The organism is Duganella sp., assembly GCF_039595735.1.
Lineage (GTDB): Bacteria > Pseudomonadota > Gammaproteobacteria > Burkholderiales > Burkholderiaceae_D > Rugamonas.
Genome location: NZ_JBCNLB010000005.1, coordinates 92,883 through 109,699, shown reverse-complemented (window position 1 = coordinate 109,699; position 16,817 = coordinate 92,883). Strand labels below are relative to the sequence as shown.

The following is a 16,817-nucleotide window of genomic DNA, read 5'->3' as shown; positions in this document are numbered from 1 at the left end:
AGTTATGGACGCTCGATTGCCAGCGCCACGCCCATGCCGCCGCCGATGCACAGCGAGGCCAGGCCTTTTTTCGCGTCGCGGCGGATCATTTCGTGGATCAGGGTCACCAGCACGCGCGCGCCGGAGGCGCCGATCGGGTGGCCGATGGCGATCGCGCCGCCGTTGACGTTGATCTTGCTGGTATCCCAGCCCATTTCCTTGTTGACCGCCACCGCCTGCGCGGCGAAGGCTTCGTTAATTTCCAGCAGGTCCAGGTCGTCCGGGGTCCAGCCGGCCTTTTTCAGGCACAGCCTGGTGGCCGAGACCGGGCCCATGCCCATGTAGGCCGGGTCCAGGCCGGACGAGGCGTAGGCCTTGATTTTGGCCAGCACCGGCAGGCCCAGTTCCTTGGCCCTGGTGGCCGAGGTCATGATGACGGCGGCAGCGCCGTCGTTCAGACCCGAGGCATTGCCGGCGGTGACGGTGCCGTCCTTGGCGAAGGCCGGGCGCAGGCCGGCCAGGCCTTCCAGGGTCGAACCCGGTTTGATGTATTCGTCGCTGTCGAAGACGATGCTGCCTTTCTTCTGCACGATTTCCAGCGGCAGGATCTCATCCTTGAACTTGCCGGCTTTTTGCGCGGCTTCCGCTTTCAGCTGCGATTGCAGGGCGAATTCGTCCTGCTCGGCGCGCGAGATCTCATATTTCCTGGCGACGTTTTCAGCGGTGGTGCCCATGTGGTACTGGTTGTAGACGTCCCACAGGCCGTCAACGATCATGCTGTCCACGGCCTTGAAGTCGCCCATGCGGAAACCGTCGCGCGAGCCGGGGATCACGTGGGGCGAGGCGCTCATGTTTTCCTGGCCGCCGGCAATGACGATCTGGGCATCGCCAGCCTTGATGGCTTGTGCCGCCAGGTGGGTGGCTTTCAGGCCGGAGCCGCAGACATGGTTGATGGTGAAGCCGGGAATGGTGTTGGGCAGGCCGGCCTTGATGACGGCCTGACGGGCCGGGTTCTGGCCGACGCCGGCGGTCAGCACCTGACCGAGGATCGCTTCGCTGATCAGATTCGGGTCGAGGCCGATTTTGGCCACCAGGCCCTTGATCACATGTGCACCCAGCTCGGACGCAGGGGTCTTTGCCAGGCTACCGCCGAATTTACCCACACCAGTACGGCCAGCGGCCACGATAACTACATCATCCATTTGATTCTCCAATGCGCCGGCAGCAGCCGGCTAAGTTGAGCAACAACGCGAACTTTTATCATACGCCGTCCACACGCAGGGTGTAGCAGGTTTCGATGGTGCGTCGCCGCGAGGAATCGCCAGGATTTTTAGCAGCATCCGTGCCAGACGCACCACCGTCGGGCACCAATCGTATGCGCAGGTTTCAGCGCTTACCTTGATGCGCATCAAACCCTTTCATCACTATTTTGAAGAAATAGTAATTATTTGTCACGATAATAATTTGATACCATCCAGCGCGGCCGCGCATTGCTCGCGTATCACGTTGACGAAATCCAGCACGTAAGCCCGCTGTTTCTGCGCCTCCGGGACCGACACGAACAGGTCGCTCCACAGGCCCTGCTCGCCGATCGGCCGGGCAATCACATAGTCGTAATCGACGTAATTCTTGATTGCCCAGTTCGGCAAGGCGGCAATCCCGCGGCGGCTGGCCACCAATTGCAGCACCGCCACCGTCAGCTCGGCCGTGCGGCGCTGGAACTGCACCCCGGCCGGCCGCAGCACCTCGCGGATGAGGTCGATGCGTTCTGCAGGCACCGGGTAGGTGATCAGCGTTTCGCCTTCAAAATCAGCCGCTTGCAGGCGGCGCTGAGCGGCCAGGCGGTGCTTTTGCGCCATCACGGTCAGGATTTCAAAGCGGAACAAGGGGAAGGTGGCAAACTCGGGGCCGTAGGGCGAGCCGATCACCAGGTCCGCCTCGCCGCTGCGCAGCAGGTCGGCCGGTTCGCTGTGGAAGCCCGACACCAGATCGATCTCCACTTCCGGCCAGCGCTTGCGGAATTCGTCCATCACCGGCATCAGCCAGTCGAAACAGGTGTGGCACTCCAGCGCCACCCGCAACTGCCCGCTATCTCCCTGCATCAGGCGGGCAACTTCGCGCTCGGCGGTTTCAATTTCGGGCAGCAGCAGGTCGGCCAGCTTGAGCAGGCGGGCGCCGGTGGCGGTAAAGCCGATCGGCACCGATTTGCGTTCAAACAGCGGCCCGCCGTAGCGATCTTCCAGCAATTTGATCTGATGGGACAGGGCGGACTGCGTCAGGTTGAGCAGTTGGGCAGCACGCACGAGACTGCCGGCCGAGCGCAGCGCGCTCAGGGTGCGTAAGTGGCGTATCTCTAGCATGGTCTATTAATATTTTTCATGTGAACCCGCAAAATCTTTCGTTTTGATTATAGACCGGTTTGCCGCACACTTTATATCACCAATATTAAATGCGGATGACAGGCATCATGACCAACACTCATACAGCGATACACACCCATATTCCCGGCTTCCCCCGCATCGGCGCGGCGCGCGAGCTGAAGTTTGCGCTTGAAAAAAACTGGCGCGGCGAGCTGGACGAAGCGGGACTGGAAGCGGTCGGCAGCGCGCTGCGCGCCCGTCACTGGGCCTTGCAGCGCGACGCCGGACTGGATCTGGTGACGGTGGGCGATTTCGCGTTTTACGATCAGGTGGCCAACCATATCCAGCTGCTGGGCTGCGAACCGGCACGTTATGGCTTCAGTGCGGCGCAGTCGCAACTGCAGCGCTACTTCACCATGGCGCGCGGCCGCAGCGGCCAGCACGACGCCGGCTGCGGTTGCGCCCACGCGCACGGCGATGATGCCGCCGCGCTGGAAATGACCAAGTGGTTCGACACCAACTACCACTACCTCGTGCCGGAATTCACGCCCGACACCAGCTTCACCCTGTCCTGCGAGCGCCTGTTCGACGAGGTGACGGAAGCGCAAGCACTGGGCCACAAGGTCAAGGCCGCCCTGATCGGCCCGCTGACTTTCCTGTGGCTGGGCAAGGCGCGCGGCGCCGACCACTTTGACCGCCTCAGCCTGCTGGAGCAATTGCTGCCGGTCTACAGCCAGGTGCTGGACCGCCTGAAAGCCATGGGCGTGCCATGGGTGCAGATTGACGAGCCCATCCTCGGCCTCGACCTGCCGCCCGCCTGGCGCAGTGCCTTTGAAAACAGCTACTGGCAGCTGAACCAGGTCGGCGTGCCGCTGCTGCTGGCAACCTACTTCTCGTCGCTGGAAGAAAACCTCAGCCTGGCATGCCGCCTGCCGGTGGCCGGCCTGCACGTGGACGGCGTACGCGCGCCGCATGAACTGACCAGCATTGCCGACTGGCTGCCGGTCCACAAGGTGCTGTCGGTCGGCATCGTCGACGGCCGCAACGTCTGGCGCACCGACCTCGACGCCGCGCTGGCGGTGCTGGCGCCGATTGTGGAGAAGCGCGCCGGCAAACTGTGGCTGTCGACCTCCTGCTCGCTGCTGCACACGCCGTTCACGCTGGCTGCCGAAACCGCGCTGGACAGCGGCATCCGCCAGTGGCTGGCCTTCGCCACCGAAAAGCTGGACGAGCTGCACGTCCTCAAGCGCGCGCTGCATGGCGGGGACGCCAGCGCGGCGCTGGCCATGTCCCGCGCCGCCAGCGCCGACCGCCGCGCCAGCCCGCGCGTGCACCAGCCGGCCGTGCGCGAGCGCCTGCAAACCCTGCCCGCCGACGCCGACCAGCGCCGCTCGCCGTTCGCCCAGCGTCAGGCGCAGCAGCGCGCGCGCTTGCAGCTGCCGGACTTCCCGACCACCACCATCGGTTCCTTTCCGCAGACGCCGGCCATCCGCAGCGCCCGCGCCAGCTTCAAGCGCGGCGACCTCAGCCTGACCGAATACGAAGCGCAGATGCGCGCCGAAATCGCCTACGCCGTGCAGCGGCAGGAAGCGCTGGGCCTGGATGTGCTGGTGCACGGCGAGGCCGAGCGCAACGACATGGTCGAATACTTTGGCGAACAGCTGGAGGGCTTCGTCTTCACGCAGCTGGGCTGGGTGCAATCCTACGGCTCGCGCTGCGTCAAGCCGCCCATCATCTACGGCGACGTCCGCCGTCCGAAAGCCATGACCGTGGACTGGACCGTACACGCGCAAAGCCTGACCGGCAAGCCGATGAAAGGCATGCTGACCGGTCCCATCACCATCCTGCAATGGTCGTTCGTGCGCGACGACCAGCCGCGCGCGCGCACCGCGCTGCAGATCGCGCTGGCCATCCGCGACGAAGTGGCCGATCTGGAGCAGGCCGGCATCGGCATCATCCAGATCGACGAGCCGGCCGTGCGCGAAGGCTTGCCGCTGCGCCGCAGCCGCTGGGATGACTACCTGGATTGGGCCACGCGCGCGTTCCGCGTGTCGGCCAGCGCGGTGGCGGACCAGACCCAGATCCACACCCATATGTGCTACGCCGAGTTCAACGACATCCTGCCGCAGATTGCCGCCATGGATGCCGACGTCATCACCATCGAGACCAGCCGCTCGGACATGGAACTGCTGAACGGCTTCGGCCAGTTCCGCTACCCCAACGAGATCGGCCCCGGCGTGTACGACATCCACTCGCCGCGCGTGCCGGCGCAGGACGACATGGTGCGCCTGCTGCAGAAAGCCAGCGCCGTGATCCCGCCGGCCAACCTGTGGGTCAATCCGGACTGCGGCCTGAAGACGCGCGGCTGGGCGGAGACGGAAACCGCCTTGCGCAACATGGTGGCGGCCGCCCGCCAACTGCGCGCCATCTACTAAAACCCGCATATTTAAAGGCCCGCACGCGTGGCGGGCCTCCCCTTTCCGCATTTTCCACAGTAGAATGCTGGTGCCCGCGCATGCGCGCGAGGATAACCACTGATACTGTCGCCCATGTCCAAGAGCCTGTTTCAAAAGCCCATAGAAATCAAGATTTCCACCGTCGTCGCCGTTTCCGCCATCTTGTCGACGGCTGACAGCATCGCTCTCGACGCCGCGCTGGCCGAAATGACCGGCGGCACCGCCGACTTCTTCGAAGATGACCTGACCGTGATCGACGTTGCCGCCCTGCCCTCCGGCTGCGGCCAGATCGACTGGGGCAGCCTGATCGCGCTGCTGAAAAAATACCGCCTGAAACCGGTCGCCGTGCGCAATGCGCCGCCCGAGCTGGCGGAAGAAATCGCCGCCCACGGCCTGACGCTGGAACCGGCCAACGCCAAACCACGCGAAGAGGAAGCGGCGCCGGCGCCGAAACCGGCGCCGGCCCCGGTGGCCGTGGCTGCCGCCCAGGCCCAGCCGCCGGCGCCCGCCAGCAACGGCACCGACGTCATGATCATCGACACCCCGGTGCGCGCCGGCCAGCGCATCTATGCGCGCGGCTGCGACCTGGTGGTCACCGCCGTGGTCAACAACGGCGCCGAAATCATTGCCGACGGCAGCATCCACGTGTACAACACGCTCAACGGCCGCGCCCTGGCCGGCGCCTCGGGCAATGCCCAGGCCCGTATTTTTGCACTGAACATGGCGCCGGAGCTGGTCTCCATCGCCGGCGTCTACCGCACGTTTGAAGATGGCTTCCCCACCGAATATGCACGCGCGCCGGCGCAAATTCGCCTGGTCGGGGACCGAATCGATATATTATCTGTCAATACTGCTAACCGCGCTTAAGCACACCTCTCTGAAAAGGATTATTTGTGGCAAGAATTATTGTTGTAACGTCCGGCAAGGGCGGTGTAGGTAAAACGACGTCCAGCGCCAGCTTCTCCACCGGCCTGGCCATGCGCGGTCACAAGACCGCCGTCATCGACTTCGACGTCGGCCTGCGTAATCTGGACCTGATCATGGGCTGCGAACGCCGCGTGGTGTACGACCTGATCAATGTGATCAACAAGGAAGCGACCCTGACCCAGGCGCTGATCAAGGACAAGCACTGCGACAACCTGTTCATCCTGCCGGCGTCCCAGACGCGCGACAAGGATGCGCTGTCGGAAGACGGCGTGGAAGAAGTGCTGCACGAGCTGATCAACATGGGCTTCGAGTTCATCGTCTGCGACTCGCCGGCCGGCATCGAGCATGGCGCGCTGATGGCGCTGACTTTTGCCGATGAAGCCATCATCGTCACCAACCCGGAAGTGTCGTCGGTGCGCGATTCGGACCGCATCCTCGGCATCATCCAGGCCAAGTCGCGCCGCGCCCAGACCGGCGGCGAACCGGTCAAGGAGCACCTGCTGATCACCCGCTACTCGCCGAAGCGCGTGGAAGCGGACGAAATGCTGTCCTATGAAGATGTGCAGGAAATCCTGCGCATTCCCCTGATCGGCATCATTCCGGAATCGGAACAGGTGCTGCATGCTTCGAACCAGGGCAACCCGGCCATCCACTTCAAGGGCACCGACGTGGCGGAAGCTTACGAAGACGTGGTATCGCGCTTCCTGGGCAAGGAAATGCCGCTGCGCTTCACCACCTATGAAAAGCCGGGCCTGCTGCAGCGCATCTTTGGGAGCAAGTAATCATGGCACTGCTTTCTTTCCTGTTTCCGCCGAAACCGAAAACCGCCACCGCGGCCAAGGAACGGCTGCAGATCATCATCGCGCGCGAGCGCAACGGCCGCGCCGGCCCGGATTTCCTGCCGGCCCTGCACAAGGAACTGATCGAGGTGATTTCCAAGTACACCAAGGTCAACGCCGACGACATCAAGATCTCGCTGGACCGCCAGGGCAACCTGGAGGTGCTCGACGTCAACGTGGTGCTGCCGGACGCTTAAGCCTCGGCGGGCCGGTGCACGCCGGCCGCCAGTAATTCCTGCGCCACCTTGGCGCAGGCGTCCACGTGCTGGTAACCGATCTGGCGGAAGGCGAAAAAGCCGATGCCGGCCGAGGCCAGCTGACCGGCCAGCGGCACCAGCTTGCCGGCCTGGCGCGCCACCGCCTTGAAACCGGTCTTGCGCAACACCTGCATCACCACTTCCCGCGTCACCAGCTTCCCCACCAGCATGCCGCCAACGCCGATCGCCGCTTCATAGGCAATCAGGCGGAATTTCGGCTGCAAACGCTCGATTTGCTGTTCGGACAGACCAAATTCCTGATTGATATCGTCGATCAGCACGGCAAACAGGCGCAGGTCCGACACCACGTCCAGTCCCGGTATCGGCACCGCGGCCACCCCGGCCGACACCATGGCGCGGCGCCGCACCAGCTGGCGGCAGCGTTCGCGCACGCTGGCAATGTCACGTTCCGAGCCCGGCACCAGGGTCCAATTTGTGTCTTTTTTGCTGCTCATGCGCTCTCCCGGCCCGCACTGGGCGTTCTTGCCATTTTTCAACTTCTACATTGAATTCAGGGTTTTTCCAGTGTACCGTGTATTGAATGTGCTGAATGTGCGGGCACGCACGGGGGAAAACAAGCATTGCCAGAAAACCAATTATAGTGTCCATAGAAAAAATAAATTGGCTGTTTTGTTAATTCATTTGTAAATCTCTGTTATATTTGGCGTGACTTCTCCTTAACATTTTCCAGCAGGCAGCAGGATGAGAATTGCCGTACTCGACAACGACCGCAGTCAAGCCGATCTGATCTGCCAGGTGCTCACCTCGGCCGGCCATATATGCCACAGCTTCCAGACCGCCAAGGACGTGCTGGCGCAGCTGCGCAAGGACAGTTACGACATGCTGATCCTCGACTGGCAGGTGGTCGACCTGGGCGGTGCCGAGGTCATGCGCCGCGCCAAGGAAAAGCTGCCGGAAAACGCGCCCGTGCTGTTCCTGACCACCAGCTCCGGCGAGGACGACATCGTGGCCGGGCTGGCCGCCGGCGCCGACGATTACATGATCAAGCCGCTGCGCCGCAGTGAAATGGTGGCCCGCGTGCAAGCGCTGTTGCGCCGCGCCTACCCGGCGCAAAACGGCGCCGAATCGCTGCAATTTGGCCAATATGTGTTTGAAACCCGTCCCGGCCGCCTGCTGATGGATGGCATAGTGCTGGATGTAACCCACAAAGAGTTCTACCTGGCACTGTTATTTTTCCGCAACATCGGCCGTCCGCTGTCGCGCGCCTACATCCATGAGGCAGTGTGGATACGCGAAACCGCCGTACCGTCGCGCACCATGGACACCCACGTTTCGCGCGTGCGCAACAAGTTGCAATTAAAGCCAGAAAACGGCTTCCGCCTGGTGCCGGTCTACAGCTACGGCTACCGCCTGGAAAAGCTCGGCGCCTGAGCGGCGCTGGCTTGATGCTGCTATCGCTTTAGGCAGTCCATACGGCAACACCGGGGCACTCACGGTATAATGTCCGCATATCCATCGCCTGGACCCGAAATGCAGCTGCTTGCCGTCGGCCTCAACCACACCACCGCACCGGTCTCGCTCCGCGAGCAGCTGGCGTTCGCCCCTGAGCAGCTGGGGCAGGCGGTGATGGCGGCGCGCTCGTGGTTTGAGCGCATCGACCACCGCGGTTCCGACGAAGCGGCCATCCTCTCGACCTGCAACCGCACCGAGTTGTACGCCGCCAGCACCGTGCCCGACCCGCTCGACGCCGGCGCCCATTTCCTGGCCGATTTCCACCAGCTCAATTACGCCGAACTGCGCCCGCACCTGTACATGCTGCCGCAGCACGACGCCGTGCGCCACACCTTCCGCGTCGCCTCCGGGCTGGACTCGATGGTGCTGGGCGAAACCCAGATCCTCGGCCAGATCAAGGACGCCATCCGCACCGCCGATGAAGCGGGCGGCCTCGGCACCTATCTGCACCAGCTGTTCCAGCGCTCGTTCTCGGTGGCCAAGGAAGTGCGCAGCACCACCGAAATCGGCGCCCACAGCGTGTCGATGGCGGCCGCCGCCGTGCGGCTGTCGCAGCGCATCTTCGACAAGATCTCCGAGCAGAACGTGCTGTTCATCGGCGCCGGCGAAATGATCGAATTGTGCGCCACCCACTTCGCCGCGCAGAATCCGAAAACCATCACCATCGCCAACCGCACGCTGGAACGCGGCGAAGTGCTGGCGCACCGCTTCGGCGGCCGCGCCATCCGCCTGGCCGATCTGCAGGACAAGCTGCACCAGTACGACATCGTGATTTCCTGCACCGCCTCCTCGCTGCCGCTGATCGGCCTGGGCATGGTGGAGCGCGCCATCAAGGCGCGCCGCCACAAGCCGATGTTCATGGTCGACCTGGCCGTGCCGCGCGATATCGAGCCGGAAGTGGCACGCCTGAACGACGCCTTCCTGTACACGGTGGACGATCTGGGCAAGGTGGTCCAGACCGGCATTGAAAACCGCCAGGCCGCCGTGGCGCAGGCCGAGGCCATCATTGAAACCCGGGTGCAATCGTTCATGCACTGGATCGACGACCGCGCCGTGGTGCCGGTCATCCAGCACCTGCAGGAAAACGGCGAAGCGCTGCGCCAGATGGAACTGGAGCGCGCCCGCAAGATGCTGGCCAGGGGCGAAGATATCGACGCCGTGCTGGAAGCCCTGTCCAAGGGGCTGACCGCGAAATTCATGCACGGCCCGCAGCAGGCGCTGCACCGTGCACAGGGCGAGGAACGCGCCCAGCTGGCGGAACTGCTGCCACAGATGTTCCGCGGCCGCCGTTAGCGGCAGCATCCCCGCTCTACCCTCTTCCGCTGCCGCTCCGCGCGGCCTACCATTTTTAAGAACACGCTATGAAACCATCCATGCTGGCCAAGCTCGATCAACTGGCAAACCGCCTGGTCGAACTCGATGAATTGCTGATGTCCGAAGGCGCCACCGACAATATGGACGCCTACCGCAAGATGAACCGCGAGCACGCCGAGATCGGCCCGCTGGTGGCGGTCTACAAGTCCTATCAGGATGCGCTGGGCGATATCGACGCGGCGCAGGAAATGCTGGCCGATCCGGACATGAAGGAATTCGCCCAGGAAGAAATCGAAGCGGCCAAGGCCCGCACCGCCGAACTGGATCTGGCGCTGCAGAAAATGCTGCTGCCGAAGGACGCCAACGACGAGCGCAACATCTTCCTCGAAATCCGCGCCGGCACCGGCGGCGACGAATCGGCCCTGTTTGCCGGCGACCTGCTGCGCATGTACACCCGCTTTGCCGAACGCAATCGCTGGCAGGTGGAGATGGTGTCGGAATCGCCGTCCGACCTGGGCGGCTATCGCGAAGTGATCGTGCGCCTGGTCGGCAATGGCGTGTACTCCAGGCTCAAGTTTGAATCCGGCGGCCACCGCGTGCAGCGCGTGCCGGCCACGGAAACCCAGGGCCGCATCCACACCTCGGCCTGCACGGTGGCGGTGATGCCGGAAGCGGACGAGGTGGAAGACGTCAACATCAACCCGTCCGAGCTGCGCATCGACACCTTCCGCGCGTCCGGCGCCGGCGGCCAGCACATCAACAAGACCGATTCCGCGGTCCGCATCACCCACCTGCCGACCGGCATCGTGGTCGAGTGCCAGGACGACCGCTCGCAGCACAAGAACAAGGCCCAGGCCATGAAGGTGCTGGCGACCCGCATCAAGGACGTGCAGCTGCGCGAGCAGCAGGCCAAGGAAGCGGCCACCCGCAAGAGCCTGATCGGTTCCGGCGACCGCAGTGAACGGATCAGGACTTATAACTACCCGCAGGGCCGCATGACCGACCACCGCATCAACCTGACCTTGTACAAGCTGGACTTCATCATGGACGGCGACCTGAATGAACTGGTCAACGCCTTGACCACCGAGCACCAGGCCGAGCTGCTGGCCGCGCTGGGTGATTAAGAAGGCCCTAAGGCTGAAATAACAACTTTGTGCGAGAATGCCCCGATTCACCCGAGGACATCCCATGATACATACCCGCTCCCTGCTGCTTTCCATCGCCATCGCCGCCTTTGGCCTGATCGGCGTCGCCCTGTATCTGCAGCACGGGCTGGATATGCTGCCTTGCCCGCTGTGCGTGATCCAGCGCTACCTGTTCATCGCCATCGGCGTGCTCGCGCTGATCGGCGCCTACAGCAGCAAGCCGAAGGCGCTGGCCGGCGTTGGCCTGCTGGCGGCCCTGGGCGGCCTCGGCACCGCCGGCAAACACCTGTGGGTGCTGGCGCATCCGGGCCTGTCGTGCGGCATCGATCCGATGGAGACCTTCCTCAACAAGATCCCGACCGCCACTTACCTGCCCTTCCTGTTCAAGGCCGACGGCCTGTGCGAAGACGCGCTGGCGCCGTGGTTCGGCCTGTCGATTCCGCAGTGGTCGTTCCTATGGTTTGGCCTGTTCACGCTGTCGCTGGGCTGGCTGCTGATCCGCCGCGTCAAATGAGCGCCACCATCGCATCCCTGCAGCGGCAGTCCGTGCTGGATGCGCTGGATAACCGCGTGCTGCTGTGCCACGCGCTGGGCCTGAACCGCATCGCCCTCATCACCCAGTCGGAGCGCGTGCTGACGGCGGCCGAGGCGCAACGCTTTGCCGCGCTGGTGCAGCGCCGCCTGGCCGGCGAACCGATCGCCTACATCGTCGGCCGGCGCGAATTCTTTGGCCTGCCGTTTGAAGTCAACGATGCCGTGCTGATTCCACGCCCCGACACCGAACTGCTGGTGGAGCTGACGCTGGACCGCCTGCCGTTCAAGGGCCGCGTGCTGGACATGGGCACCGGCAGCGGCGCCATTGCCGTCGCGCTGGCGCACACCCGCAAGGATGCCGACGTCACCGCGCTTGACGTCAGCCCGGCAGCGCTGGCGGTGGCACAGCGCAACGCCGCCACCAATGGCGCCCGCATCAGCTTCCTGCAAAGCGACTGGTATGCGGCGCTGGAAGACGCTGCGCCGTTCGACGTCATCGCCTCCAATCCGCCCTACATCGCCAGCGGCGACCGTCATTTGTCGGAAGGCGATCTGCGCTACGAACCGGTGGGCGCGCTGACCGACCATGCGGATGGCCTGTCGGCGCTGCGCACCATCATCGCCGGCGCGCCGCGGCACCTCAAGCCGCAAGGCTGGCTGCTGATGGAACACGGCTACGACCAGGCAGCAGCGGTGCGCGAACTGCTGACCGCAGCCGGCTACCAGGAAGTGCAAAGCTGGCGCGACCTGGCCGATATCGAGCGCGTGAGCGGCGGTCGCCTCACAGCCTGATTTCCAGCCGCCGGCGCAGGGCCGACAACAGCATGGGCGCCGGCGCCGGCTTGTACATCACCTCGACAAAATCCTGCGGCCGCGCCGGCGGCAGCAGGGTATGCAGCAGCACCGGCGGCGCTTCCTCGCGCGGCCAGATATCCCACACGCTTTCGTCGGCACACAGGATCAGCGCCGGATCGCGGTCGCCCGGCTCGTACTGCACGTCGAACTCCGCGCTTTCCAGGACCTCGCTCAGGTAATCCTGCATCGGCTGGTGCGGTTCCAGCAGCAGAATGGCATGGCCGGCGCCAAACGGTTCCGGCCAGTCGAAATACGGCGTCGGCGGCATGGCATCCTGCTCTTGCGCCAGCGGCGCGCGGATCGTAAAACGCAAGCTGTCGCCGCTCTGCCGCAAGATGCCGCCCATGGCGCGCACCAGGTGCGCCGCCACCATCACGCCGGGCAGAATGCGCTCATCGGCCAGCGACGCCGTCACCTCGCACCACGGGCCATCCGCCTGGCCGGCCTGGAAGGTCAGCTCCACCGCGCCCGGCAAGCGCCGCGCCTTCAGCGCCAACTGCCCGCCCGCATGCTCGCGGATGCGCGCCATCACCTGTGACAGGCGACGCGCATCGAGCAGCGCCAGCGCCGGCAGTTCGGCATGGTCATGCGACACATGGCGCATCAGGGCATGCAGATAGGCCGGCGCCACGGCCAGCTCCGGCGCCTGCAGCTCAAAGCGGGCACACTCTTGCAAGTCGGACAGCCACTCCAGCTGCCGCTGCGCCTCGCCTTCCAGCGCGTTCAAGTCGGCAAAACCGGTCCTGGCGCTGGTGGCAATGCGCGCCAGCGGCGCCCGCAGGTCGTGGTTCAGCGCCGCCAGCAGGCGCGCGCGAATCTGGGTGGCGGAGGTCGGCTCCATAGCGCTCCCGTTCAGGAATGTGATCCATTATTGCACCAACCGGGGCCGTGTGCGGCATTTGTTAAAATGCGCTTTTTGCCGCCTTCCGGCGAGTTCGGCCAATTTCGGTTAATCTCAGCACCAATAATTTTTTGCTGCACCAGAAAGGATTTCAAATTGCCAACTCTTTTGACACGACGCCTGGCCCTGCTGGCCGAAGAAAAGCACCGCGCCGTGCTGGCTGGCGGCTTGCGCGGCATCGAGCGGGAGACCTTGCGCGTGGACCGCGCCGGCCATCTGGCGCACACGCCGCATCCGGTGGCCATGGGTTCGGCTCTGACGCATCCGCAAATCACCACCGATTACGCTGAAGCCCTGCTGGAATTCATCACCCCGGCCGAAAAAGACATCGCCGACACCGTGGCCAAGCTGGACGGCATTCACCGCTACGCCTACAGCAAGCTGGGCGACGAGCTGCTGTGGAGCCAGTCCATGCCATGCCAGCTGCCGCCGGAAGACGAGATCGAAATCGCCTGGTACGGCACCTCCAACCTCGGCACCCTGAAGCATGTGTACCGCCGCGGCCTGGCGCTGCGCTATGGCAAAGCCATGCAATGCATCGCCGGCATCCACTATAACTACTCGCTGGACGAACGCCTGTGGCGCGTGCTGGCCGAAAATGAAGTCAGCGGCAAGCGCCTGACGCCGCGCTCCTTCCAGTCGGAAGCCTACCTGGCCACCATCCGCAACTTCCGCCGCTACAGCTGGGTGCTGATGTATTTGTTCGGCGCCTCGCCGGTGTTGTCGAGCGGCTTCCTGCGCGGCCGCCCGCACAAGCTGGAAACGCTGTCCGACGACACGCTCTACCTGCCCTACGCCACCAGCCTGCGCATGAGCGACCTCGGTTACCAGAACGACGCGCAATCGGGCCTGAGCCCGCACGAGAACTGCCTGGACAGCTACGTGGCGGCGCTGACCAAGGCCGTCAACCAGCCTTACGAGCCCTACGCCAAACTCGGCACCAAGCGCGATGGCGAATGGATCCAGCTGAGCACCAACGTGCTGCAGATCGAGAACGAGTACTACTCCACCATTCGTCCGAAGCGCGTGATCCAGACCGGCGAGCGTCCGATCCAGGCGCTGTGCGCGCGCGGCGTGCAGTACATCGAAGTGCGCTGCATGGACGTCGATCCGTTTGAGCCGGTGGGCATCAGCGTGGCGGCTGGCCGCTTCCTCGACGCCTTCCTGCTGTTCTGCGCACTGGAAGAAAGCCCGACCATCACGCCGGAACAGGGCGCGGTCTACACCGAGAACTTTGCCCGCACCGTGAAGGAAGGCCGCCGTCCGGGCCTGACGCTGCGCCATGGCGACAGCGAAGTGCCGCTGCCGGTGTGGGGCGCGGAACTGCTGGAGCGCATCCGCCCGGTGGCGGCGCTGCTCGATGCGCTGCGCGGCGACAGCGTGCACGCCGACGCCATCGCGGCGCAGGCGGCCAAGCTGGCCGATCCCGAACTGACGCCATCGGCCAAGGTGCTGGCGGCACTGCGCGCCAACGGCAAATCATTTGCCGCCTTCGGGCTGGCGCAAAGCGAAAAGCACGCGGCCTACTTCCGCAGCCATCCGCCCACCGCTGAAGAAGCAGCCTACTTCGACAACCTGGCCGCCATCTCGCTGGCCGAGCAGGCCGAAATGGAAGCGGCGCCGCAATCCAACTTTGACGATTACGTCGCAGCCTACCGCGCTTCCAACCTGTGCCAGTCGCGCCAGGACTGTGACTGATGCTCACCTTCTACAACGAACAGCACGCGCAGCATCGTGGCCGCCACGAGTTCTTTCGTGGCGAGCAGGTGCCCTGCTTTGAAAAGCCGGAGCGTGCCGATTCGGTGCTGGCGGAACTGGGCCGGCGCGGTCTGGGGCGCATCGTCACGCCGCACGGCGTGCCGCTGATGTCGCTGGAACGCATCCACACGCCGCGCTACCTGCACTTCCTGCGCAACGCATGGAGCGAGTGGGTGGCGCTGGACCCGGCCAATGCGCAGAAGGACGCCTTTCCCTCCGTATGGCCGGTGCGCACCCTGCGCAGCGATATCGAACCGGAGAACTTTGCCGCCCGCATGGGCCTGTACTCGATGGACAGCGGCACGCCGCTGACCGCCGGCACCTGGACCGCCGCTAAGACCGGCGCCGATTGCGCCGTCAACGCGGCGCACGCGCTGCGACTGGGTGAGCGCGGCACCTTTGTCCTGAGCCGCCCGCCCGGCCACCATGCCGGCGCCGACTTCTTCGGCGGCTACTGCTTTCTGAACAACGCGGCGCTGGCGGCACAGCACCTGCTGGACGACGGCGCGCGCAAGGTCGCCATCATCGACATCGACTACCACCACGGCAACGGCACGCAGAGCATCTTCTACAACCGTGACGACGTGCTGTTCATTTCGATCCACGCCGACCCGCGCAGCGAATACCCGTTCTACCTCGGCCACGCGGACGAACGCGGCGAAGGCGCCGGCATGGGCTACAACCTGAATCTGCCGCTGGCCGCAGGCTGCAGCGCGCAAGCGTGGCTGTCGGCGCTGGAAACGGCCTGCATCCGCATCGGCAGCTTTGCGCCGGATGCGCTGGTGGTGTCGCTGGGCGTGGACACGTTTGCCGGCGATCCGCTGTCGCGTTTCAAGCTGCAAAGTGCGGATTACCTGAAAGTCGGCGAGCGCCTGGCCTGGCTTAACCTGCCAACCGCCTTCATCTTCGAAGGCGGCTACGCAGTGAAGGAGCTGGGCGTCAACGTGGTCAACGTGCTTGAGGGCTACGAGACAGCGCTTTGAACACGTAGTCGGTCAGCAGCTTCTCGCTGATGGCGTGCGGCTGCCGTACCTGGAAGTTGGTGGTAGTGATGACCACCACCGCACGCTGCTCCGGCAGCACCACCACCTTGTTGCCGCCGCTGCCCGACATCATGGCGGTGCGCCAGACTTGCCCATCCTGTTTGAAGCGCTTCAGCCACCACAGGTAGCCGTAGTCGGTATCGTCATCGACTTGCGCGTGCGGCGACAGTGATTGCCTGACCCATTCGGCCGAGACCACGCGCTTGCCTTCCCATACGCCGTTGTTCAGATAAAGCTCTCCCAGCTTGAGCAGATCGCGGCTGCGCAGTCCAAGCCCGCCGCCCGTCATGGCAGGCCCGGTGGGGGAGTATTGCCACTTCAGTTTCGTGATGCCCAATGGACCGAACAGGGTGCGTGCCGCGAACTGATCGACTTTTTCGCCGGTGGCTTTTTCCAGCACAGGGCCAAGCATGGTCGGGCCGGCGGTGCAGTAGGAGAAGCTGCGGCCATACGGCGAGTCTTTCGGTTTGGTGACCCAGTCGGGGAAGCCGCGGATCGGCAGGTCCATGGCAAACTGGGTCCAGTCTTCCAGCAGGTACATGGCTTCCTCGTTCCCGCGCGAGAACTGGTTCTGGTCATCGCACTCCAGCAAGGAACTCATGGTGAGAAAATCTTCGACCGTGATTTTCTCCTTGCGCGGATCGGGATAGCGCACCGGATGTTTTTCGGGGAAGTAGCTGAACACCGGCGCGCCGAGTGTCAGCTTGCCGTGGTCGATGGCGATCCCCACCAGCATATCGGTGACGCTTTTGCCGACAGAGCGCGTGTTGCGCAAGCCCTCGGCGCCATCGTTATCGAAATAAGATTCGTGTACCAGCTTGCCGTCCTGCGAGATCAGGACACTGGTGATTTGCTTGAAGTCGCCCTTGCGAATGGCGGCGTCCATATCGGACAAAGGATCGGCCGCCGCAGCGGCCGTGTACAGGATAAAAACCAGAGGGAGAAACTTACGCATCATTGCTGCTCCAATCGAGTT

The 16,817-nt window shown here is 64.1% G+C and carries 16 protein-coding genes; 11 read left to right on the top strand and 5 right to left on the bottom strand.

Features of this window, described 5'->3' with window-relative positions; translation table 11 throughout:
- Nucleotides 1-2: 2 nt before the first annotated feature.
- On the bottom strand, nucleotides 3-1,181 hold the full coding sequence (locus ABDW57_RS12005) for an acetyl-CoA C-acetyltransferase (RefSeq protein WP_343730431.1): 1,179 nt from the start codon (nucleotides 1,179-1,181) through the stop codon (nucleotides 3-5).
- 249 nt (nucleotides 1,182-1,430) lie between these two features.
- Complete coding sequence (locus tag ABDW57_RS12000) at nucleotides 1,431-2,339, bottom strand: LysR family transcriptional regulator (RefSeq protein WP_343730430.1); 909 nt, start codon at nucleotides 2,337-2,339, stop codon at nucleotides 1,431-1,433.
- A 107-nt stretch (nucleotides 2,340-2,446) separates the two neighbouring features.
- On the opposite strand from ABDW57_RS12000, the gene metE reads away from it, so the two are divergent.
- From metE to minE, 4 genes are all read left to right on the top strand, one after another.
- Complete coding sequence (gene metE / locus ABDW57_RS11995; RefSeq protein ID WP_343730429.1) at nucleotides 2,447-4,774, top strand: 5-methyltetrahydropteroyltriglutamate--homocysteine S-methyltransferase; 2,328 nt, start codon at nucleotides 2,447-2,449, stop codon at nucleotides 4,772-4,774.
- A 114-nt stretch (nucleotides 4,775-4,888) separates the two neighbouring features.
- Nucleotides 4,889-5,662, top strand: coding sequence for a septum site-determining protein MinC (gene minC / locus ABDW57_RS11990; protein ID WP_343730428.1), 774 nt, complete (start codon nucleotides 4,889-4,891; stop codon nucleotides 5,660-5,662).
- 26 nt (nucleotides 5,663-5,688) lie between these two features.
- Nucleotides 5,689-6,504, top strand: a complete 816-nt coding sequence (minD, locus tag ABDW57_RS11985) for a septum site-determining protein MinD (RefSeq protein ID WP_343730427.1) — start codon at nucleotides 5,689-5,691, stop codon at nucleotides 6,502-6,504.
- A 2-nt stretch (nucleotides 6,505-6,506) separates the two neighbouring features.
- Nucleotides 6,507-6,758: a cell division topological specificity factor MinE gene (gene minE / locus ABDW57_RS11980; RefSeq protein WP_154377244.1), complete on the top strand. Its 252-nt coding sequence runs from the start codon at nucleotides 6,507-6,509 to the stop codon at nucleotides 6,756-6,758.
- Here minE and ABDW57_RS11975 read toward each other — a convergent pair.
- On the bottom strand, nucleotides 6,755-7,273 hold the full coding sequence (locus tag ABDW57_RS11975; protein ID WP_343730426.1) for a hypothetical protein: 519 nt from the start codon (nucleotides 7,271-7,273) through the stop codon (nucleotides 6,755-6,757). The genes minE and ABDW57_RS11975 overlap by 4 nt on opposite strands.
- A gap of 247 nt (nucleotides 7,274-7,520) precedes the next feature.
- On the opposite strand from ABDW57_RS11975, the gene ABDW57_RS11970 reads away from it, so the two are divergent.
- The 5 genes from ABDW57_RS11970 (at nucleotide 7,521) to prmC (ending at nucleotide 12,076) form a co-directional block, all read left to right on the top strand.
- Nucleotides 7,521-8,210, top strand: coding sequence for a response regulator transcription factor (locus ABDW57_RS11970; RefSeq protein ID WP_343730425.1), 690 nt, complete (start codon nucleotides 7,521-7,523; stop codon nucleotides 8,208-8,210).
- Between the two features lie 99 nt (nucleotides 8,211-8,309).
- Nucleotides 8,310-9,584 (top strand): glutamyl-tRNA reductase, encoded by a 1,275-nt coding sequence (gene hemA, locus ABDW57_RS11965; RefSeq protein ID WP_343730424.1) that lies wholly within the window; start codon nucleotides 8,310-8,312, stop codon nucleotides 9,582-9,584.
- Nucleotides 9,585-9,652: 68 nt separating this feature from the next.
- Nucleotides 9,653-10,729, top strand: coding sequence for a peptide chain release factor 1 (gene prfA / locus ABDW57_RS11960; RefSeq protein ID WP_343730423.1), 1,077 nt, complete (start codon nucleotides 9,653-9,655; stop codon nucleotides 10,727-10,729).
- 64 nt (nucleotides 10,730-10,793) lie between these two features.
- On the top strand, nucleotides 10,794-11,264 hold the full coding sequence (locus tag ABDW57_RS11955; protein WP_343730422.1) for a disulfide bond formation protein B: 471 nt from the start codon (nucleotides 10,794-10,796) through the stop codon (nucleotides 11,262-11,264).
- Nucleotides 11,261-12,076 carry a peptide chain release factor N(5)-glutamine methyltransferase gene (gene prmC, locus ABDW57_RS11950; protein ID WP_343730421.1) on the top strand — a complete coding sequence of 272 codons (816 nt, stop codon included), beginning with the start codon at nucleotides 11,261-11,263 and terminating at the stop codon, nucleotides 12,074-12,076. The genes ABDW57_RS11955 and prmC overlap by 4 nt, the downstream gene beginning before the upstream one ends.
- On the opposite strand, the gene ABDW57_RS11945 is transcribed toward prmC, so the two are convergent.
- Nucleotides 12,066-12,980 (bottom strand): hypothetical protein, encoded by a 915-nt coding sequence (locus tag ABDW57_RS11945; RefSeq protein WP_343730420.1) that lies wholly within the window; start codon nucleotides 12,978-12,980, stop codon nucleotides 12,066-12,068. The two genes, prmC and ABDW57_RS11945, sit on opposite strands and share 11 nt — an antisense overlap.
- Nucleotides 12,981-13,136: 156 nt before the next feature.
- On the opposite strand from ABDW57_RS11945, the gene gshA reads away from it, so the two are divergent.
- Together gshA and ABDW57_RS11935 are read left to right on the top strand one after the other, a co-directional pair.
- Entirely contained in the window at nucleotides 13,137-14,738 is a 1,602-nt protein-coding gene (gshA, locus tag ABDW57_RS11940) for a glutamate--cysteine ligase (protein ID WP_343730419.1), read from the top strand.
- The gene (locus ABDW57_RS11935; protein WP_343730418.1) at nucleotides 14,738-15,781 is read left to right on the top strand and encodes a histone deacetylase family protein; all 1,044 of its coding nucleotides are present in this window, start codon (nucleotides 14,738-14,740) and stop codon (nucleotides 15,779-15,781) included. The genes gshA and ABDW57_RS11935 overlap by 1 nt, the downstream gene beginning before the upstream one ends.
- Here the strand turns inward: ABDW57_RS11935 and ABDW57_RS11930 are convergent.
- The gene (locus ABDW57_RS11930) at nucleotides 15,747-16,799 is read right to left on the bottom strand and encodes a serine hydrolase (RefSeq protein WP_343730417.1); all 1,053 of its coding nucleotides are present in this window, start codon (nucleotides 16,797-16,799) and stop codon (nucleotides 15,747-15,749) included. The genes ABDW57_RS11935 and ABDW57_RS11930 overlap by 35 nt on opposite strands.
- Between the last annotated feature and the right edge of the window lie 18 nt (nucleotides 16,800-16,817).

Bases quoted from the DNA above. Each gene is read 5' to 3' on its own strand.
- minE (WP_154377244.1), top strand. From the start codon at position 6,507: ATGGCACTGCTTTCTTTCCTGTTTCCGCCGAAACCGAAAACCGCCACC.
- prfA (WP_343730423.1), top strand. From the start codon at position 9,653: ATGAAACCATCCATGCTGGCCAAGCTCGATCAACTGGCAAACCGCCTG.
- prmC (WP_343730421.1), top strand. From the start codon at position 11,261: ATGAGCGCCACCATCGCATCCCTGCAGCGGCAGTCCGTGCTGGATGCG.
- metE (WP_343730429.1), top strand. From the start codon at position 2,447: ATGACCAACACTCATACAGCGATACACACCCATATTCCCGGCTTCCCC.
- ABDW57_RS11970 (WP_343730425.1), top strand. From the start codon at position 7,521: ATGAGAATTGCCGTACTCGACAACGACCGCAGTCAAGCCGATCTGATC.
- hemA (WP_343730424.1), top strand. From the start codon at position 8,310: ATGCAGCTGCTTGCCGTCGGCCTCAACCACACCACCGCACCGGTCTCG.
- ABDW57_RS12000 (WP_343730430.1), bottom strand. From the start codon at position 2,339: ATGCTAGAGATACGCCACTTACGCACCCTGAGCGCGCTGCGCTCGGCC.
- ABDW57_RS11945 (WP_343730420.1), bottom strand. From the start codon at position 12,980: ATGGAGCCGACCTCCGCCACCCAGATTCGCGCGCGCCTGCTGGCGGCG.
- ABDW57_RS11935 (WP_343730418.1), top strand. From the start codon at position 14,738: ATGCTCACCTTCTACAACGAACAGCACGCGCAGCATCGTGGCCGCCAC.
- ABDW57_RS11955 (WP_343730422.1), top strand. From the start codon at position 10,794: ATGATACATACCCGCTCCCTGCTGCTTTCCATCGCCATCGCCGCCTTT.
- ABDW57_RS12005 (WP_343730431.1), bottom strand. From the start codon at position 1,181: ATGGATGATGTAGTTATCGTGGCCGCTGGCCGTACTGGTGTGGGTAAA.
- ABDW57_RS11930 (WP_343730417.1), bottom strand. From the start codon at position 16,799: ATGATGCGTAAGTTTCTCCCTCTGGTTTTTATCCTGTACACGGCCGCT.
- ABDW57_RS11975 (WP_343730426.1), bottom strand. From the start codon at position 7,273: ATGAGCAGCAAAAAAGACACAAATTGGACCCTGGTGCCGGGCTCGGAA.
- minC (WP_343730428.1), top strand. From the start codon at position 4,889: ATGTCCAAGAGCCTGTTTCAAAAGCCCATAGAAATCAAGATTTCCACC.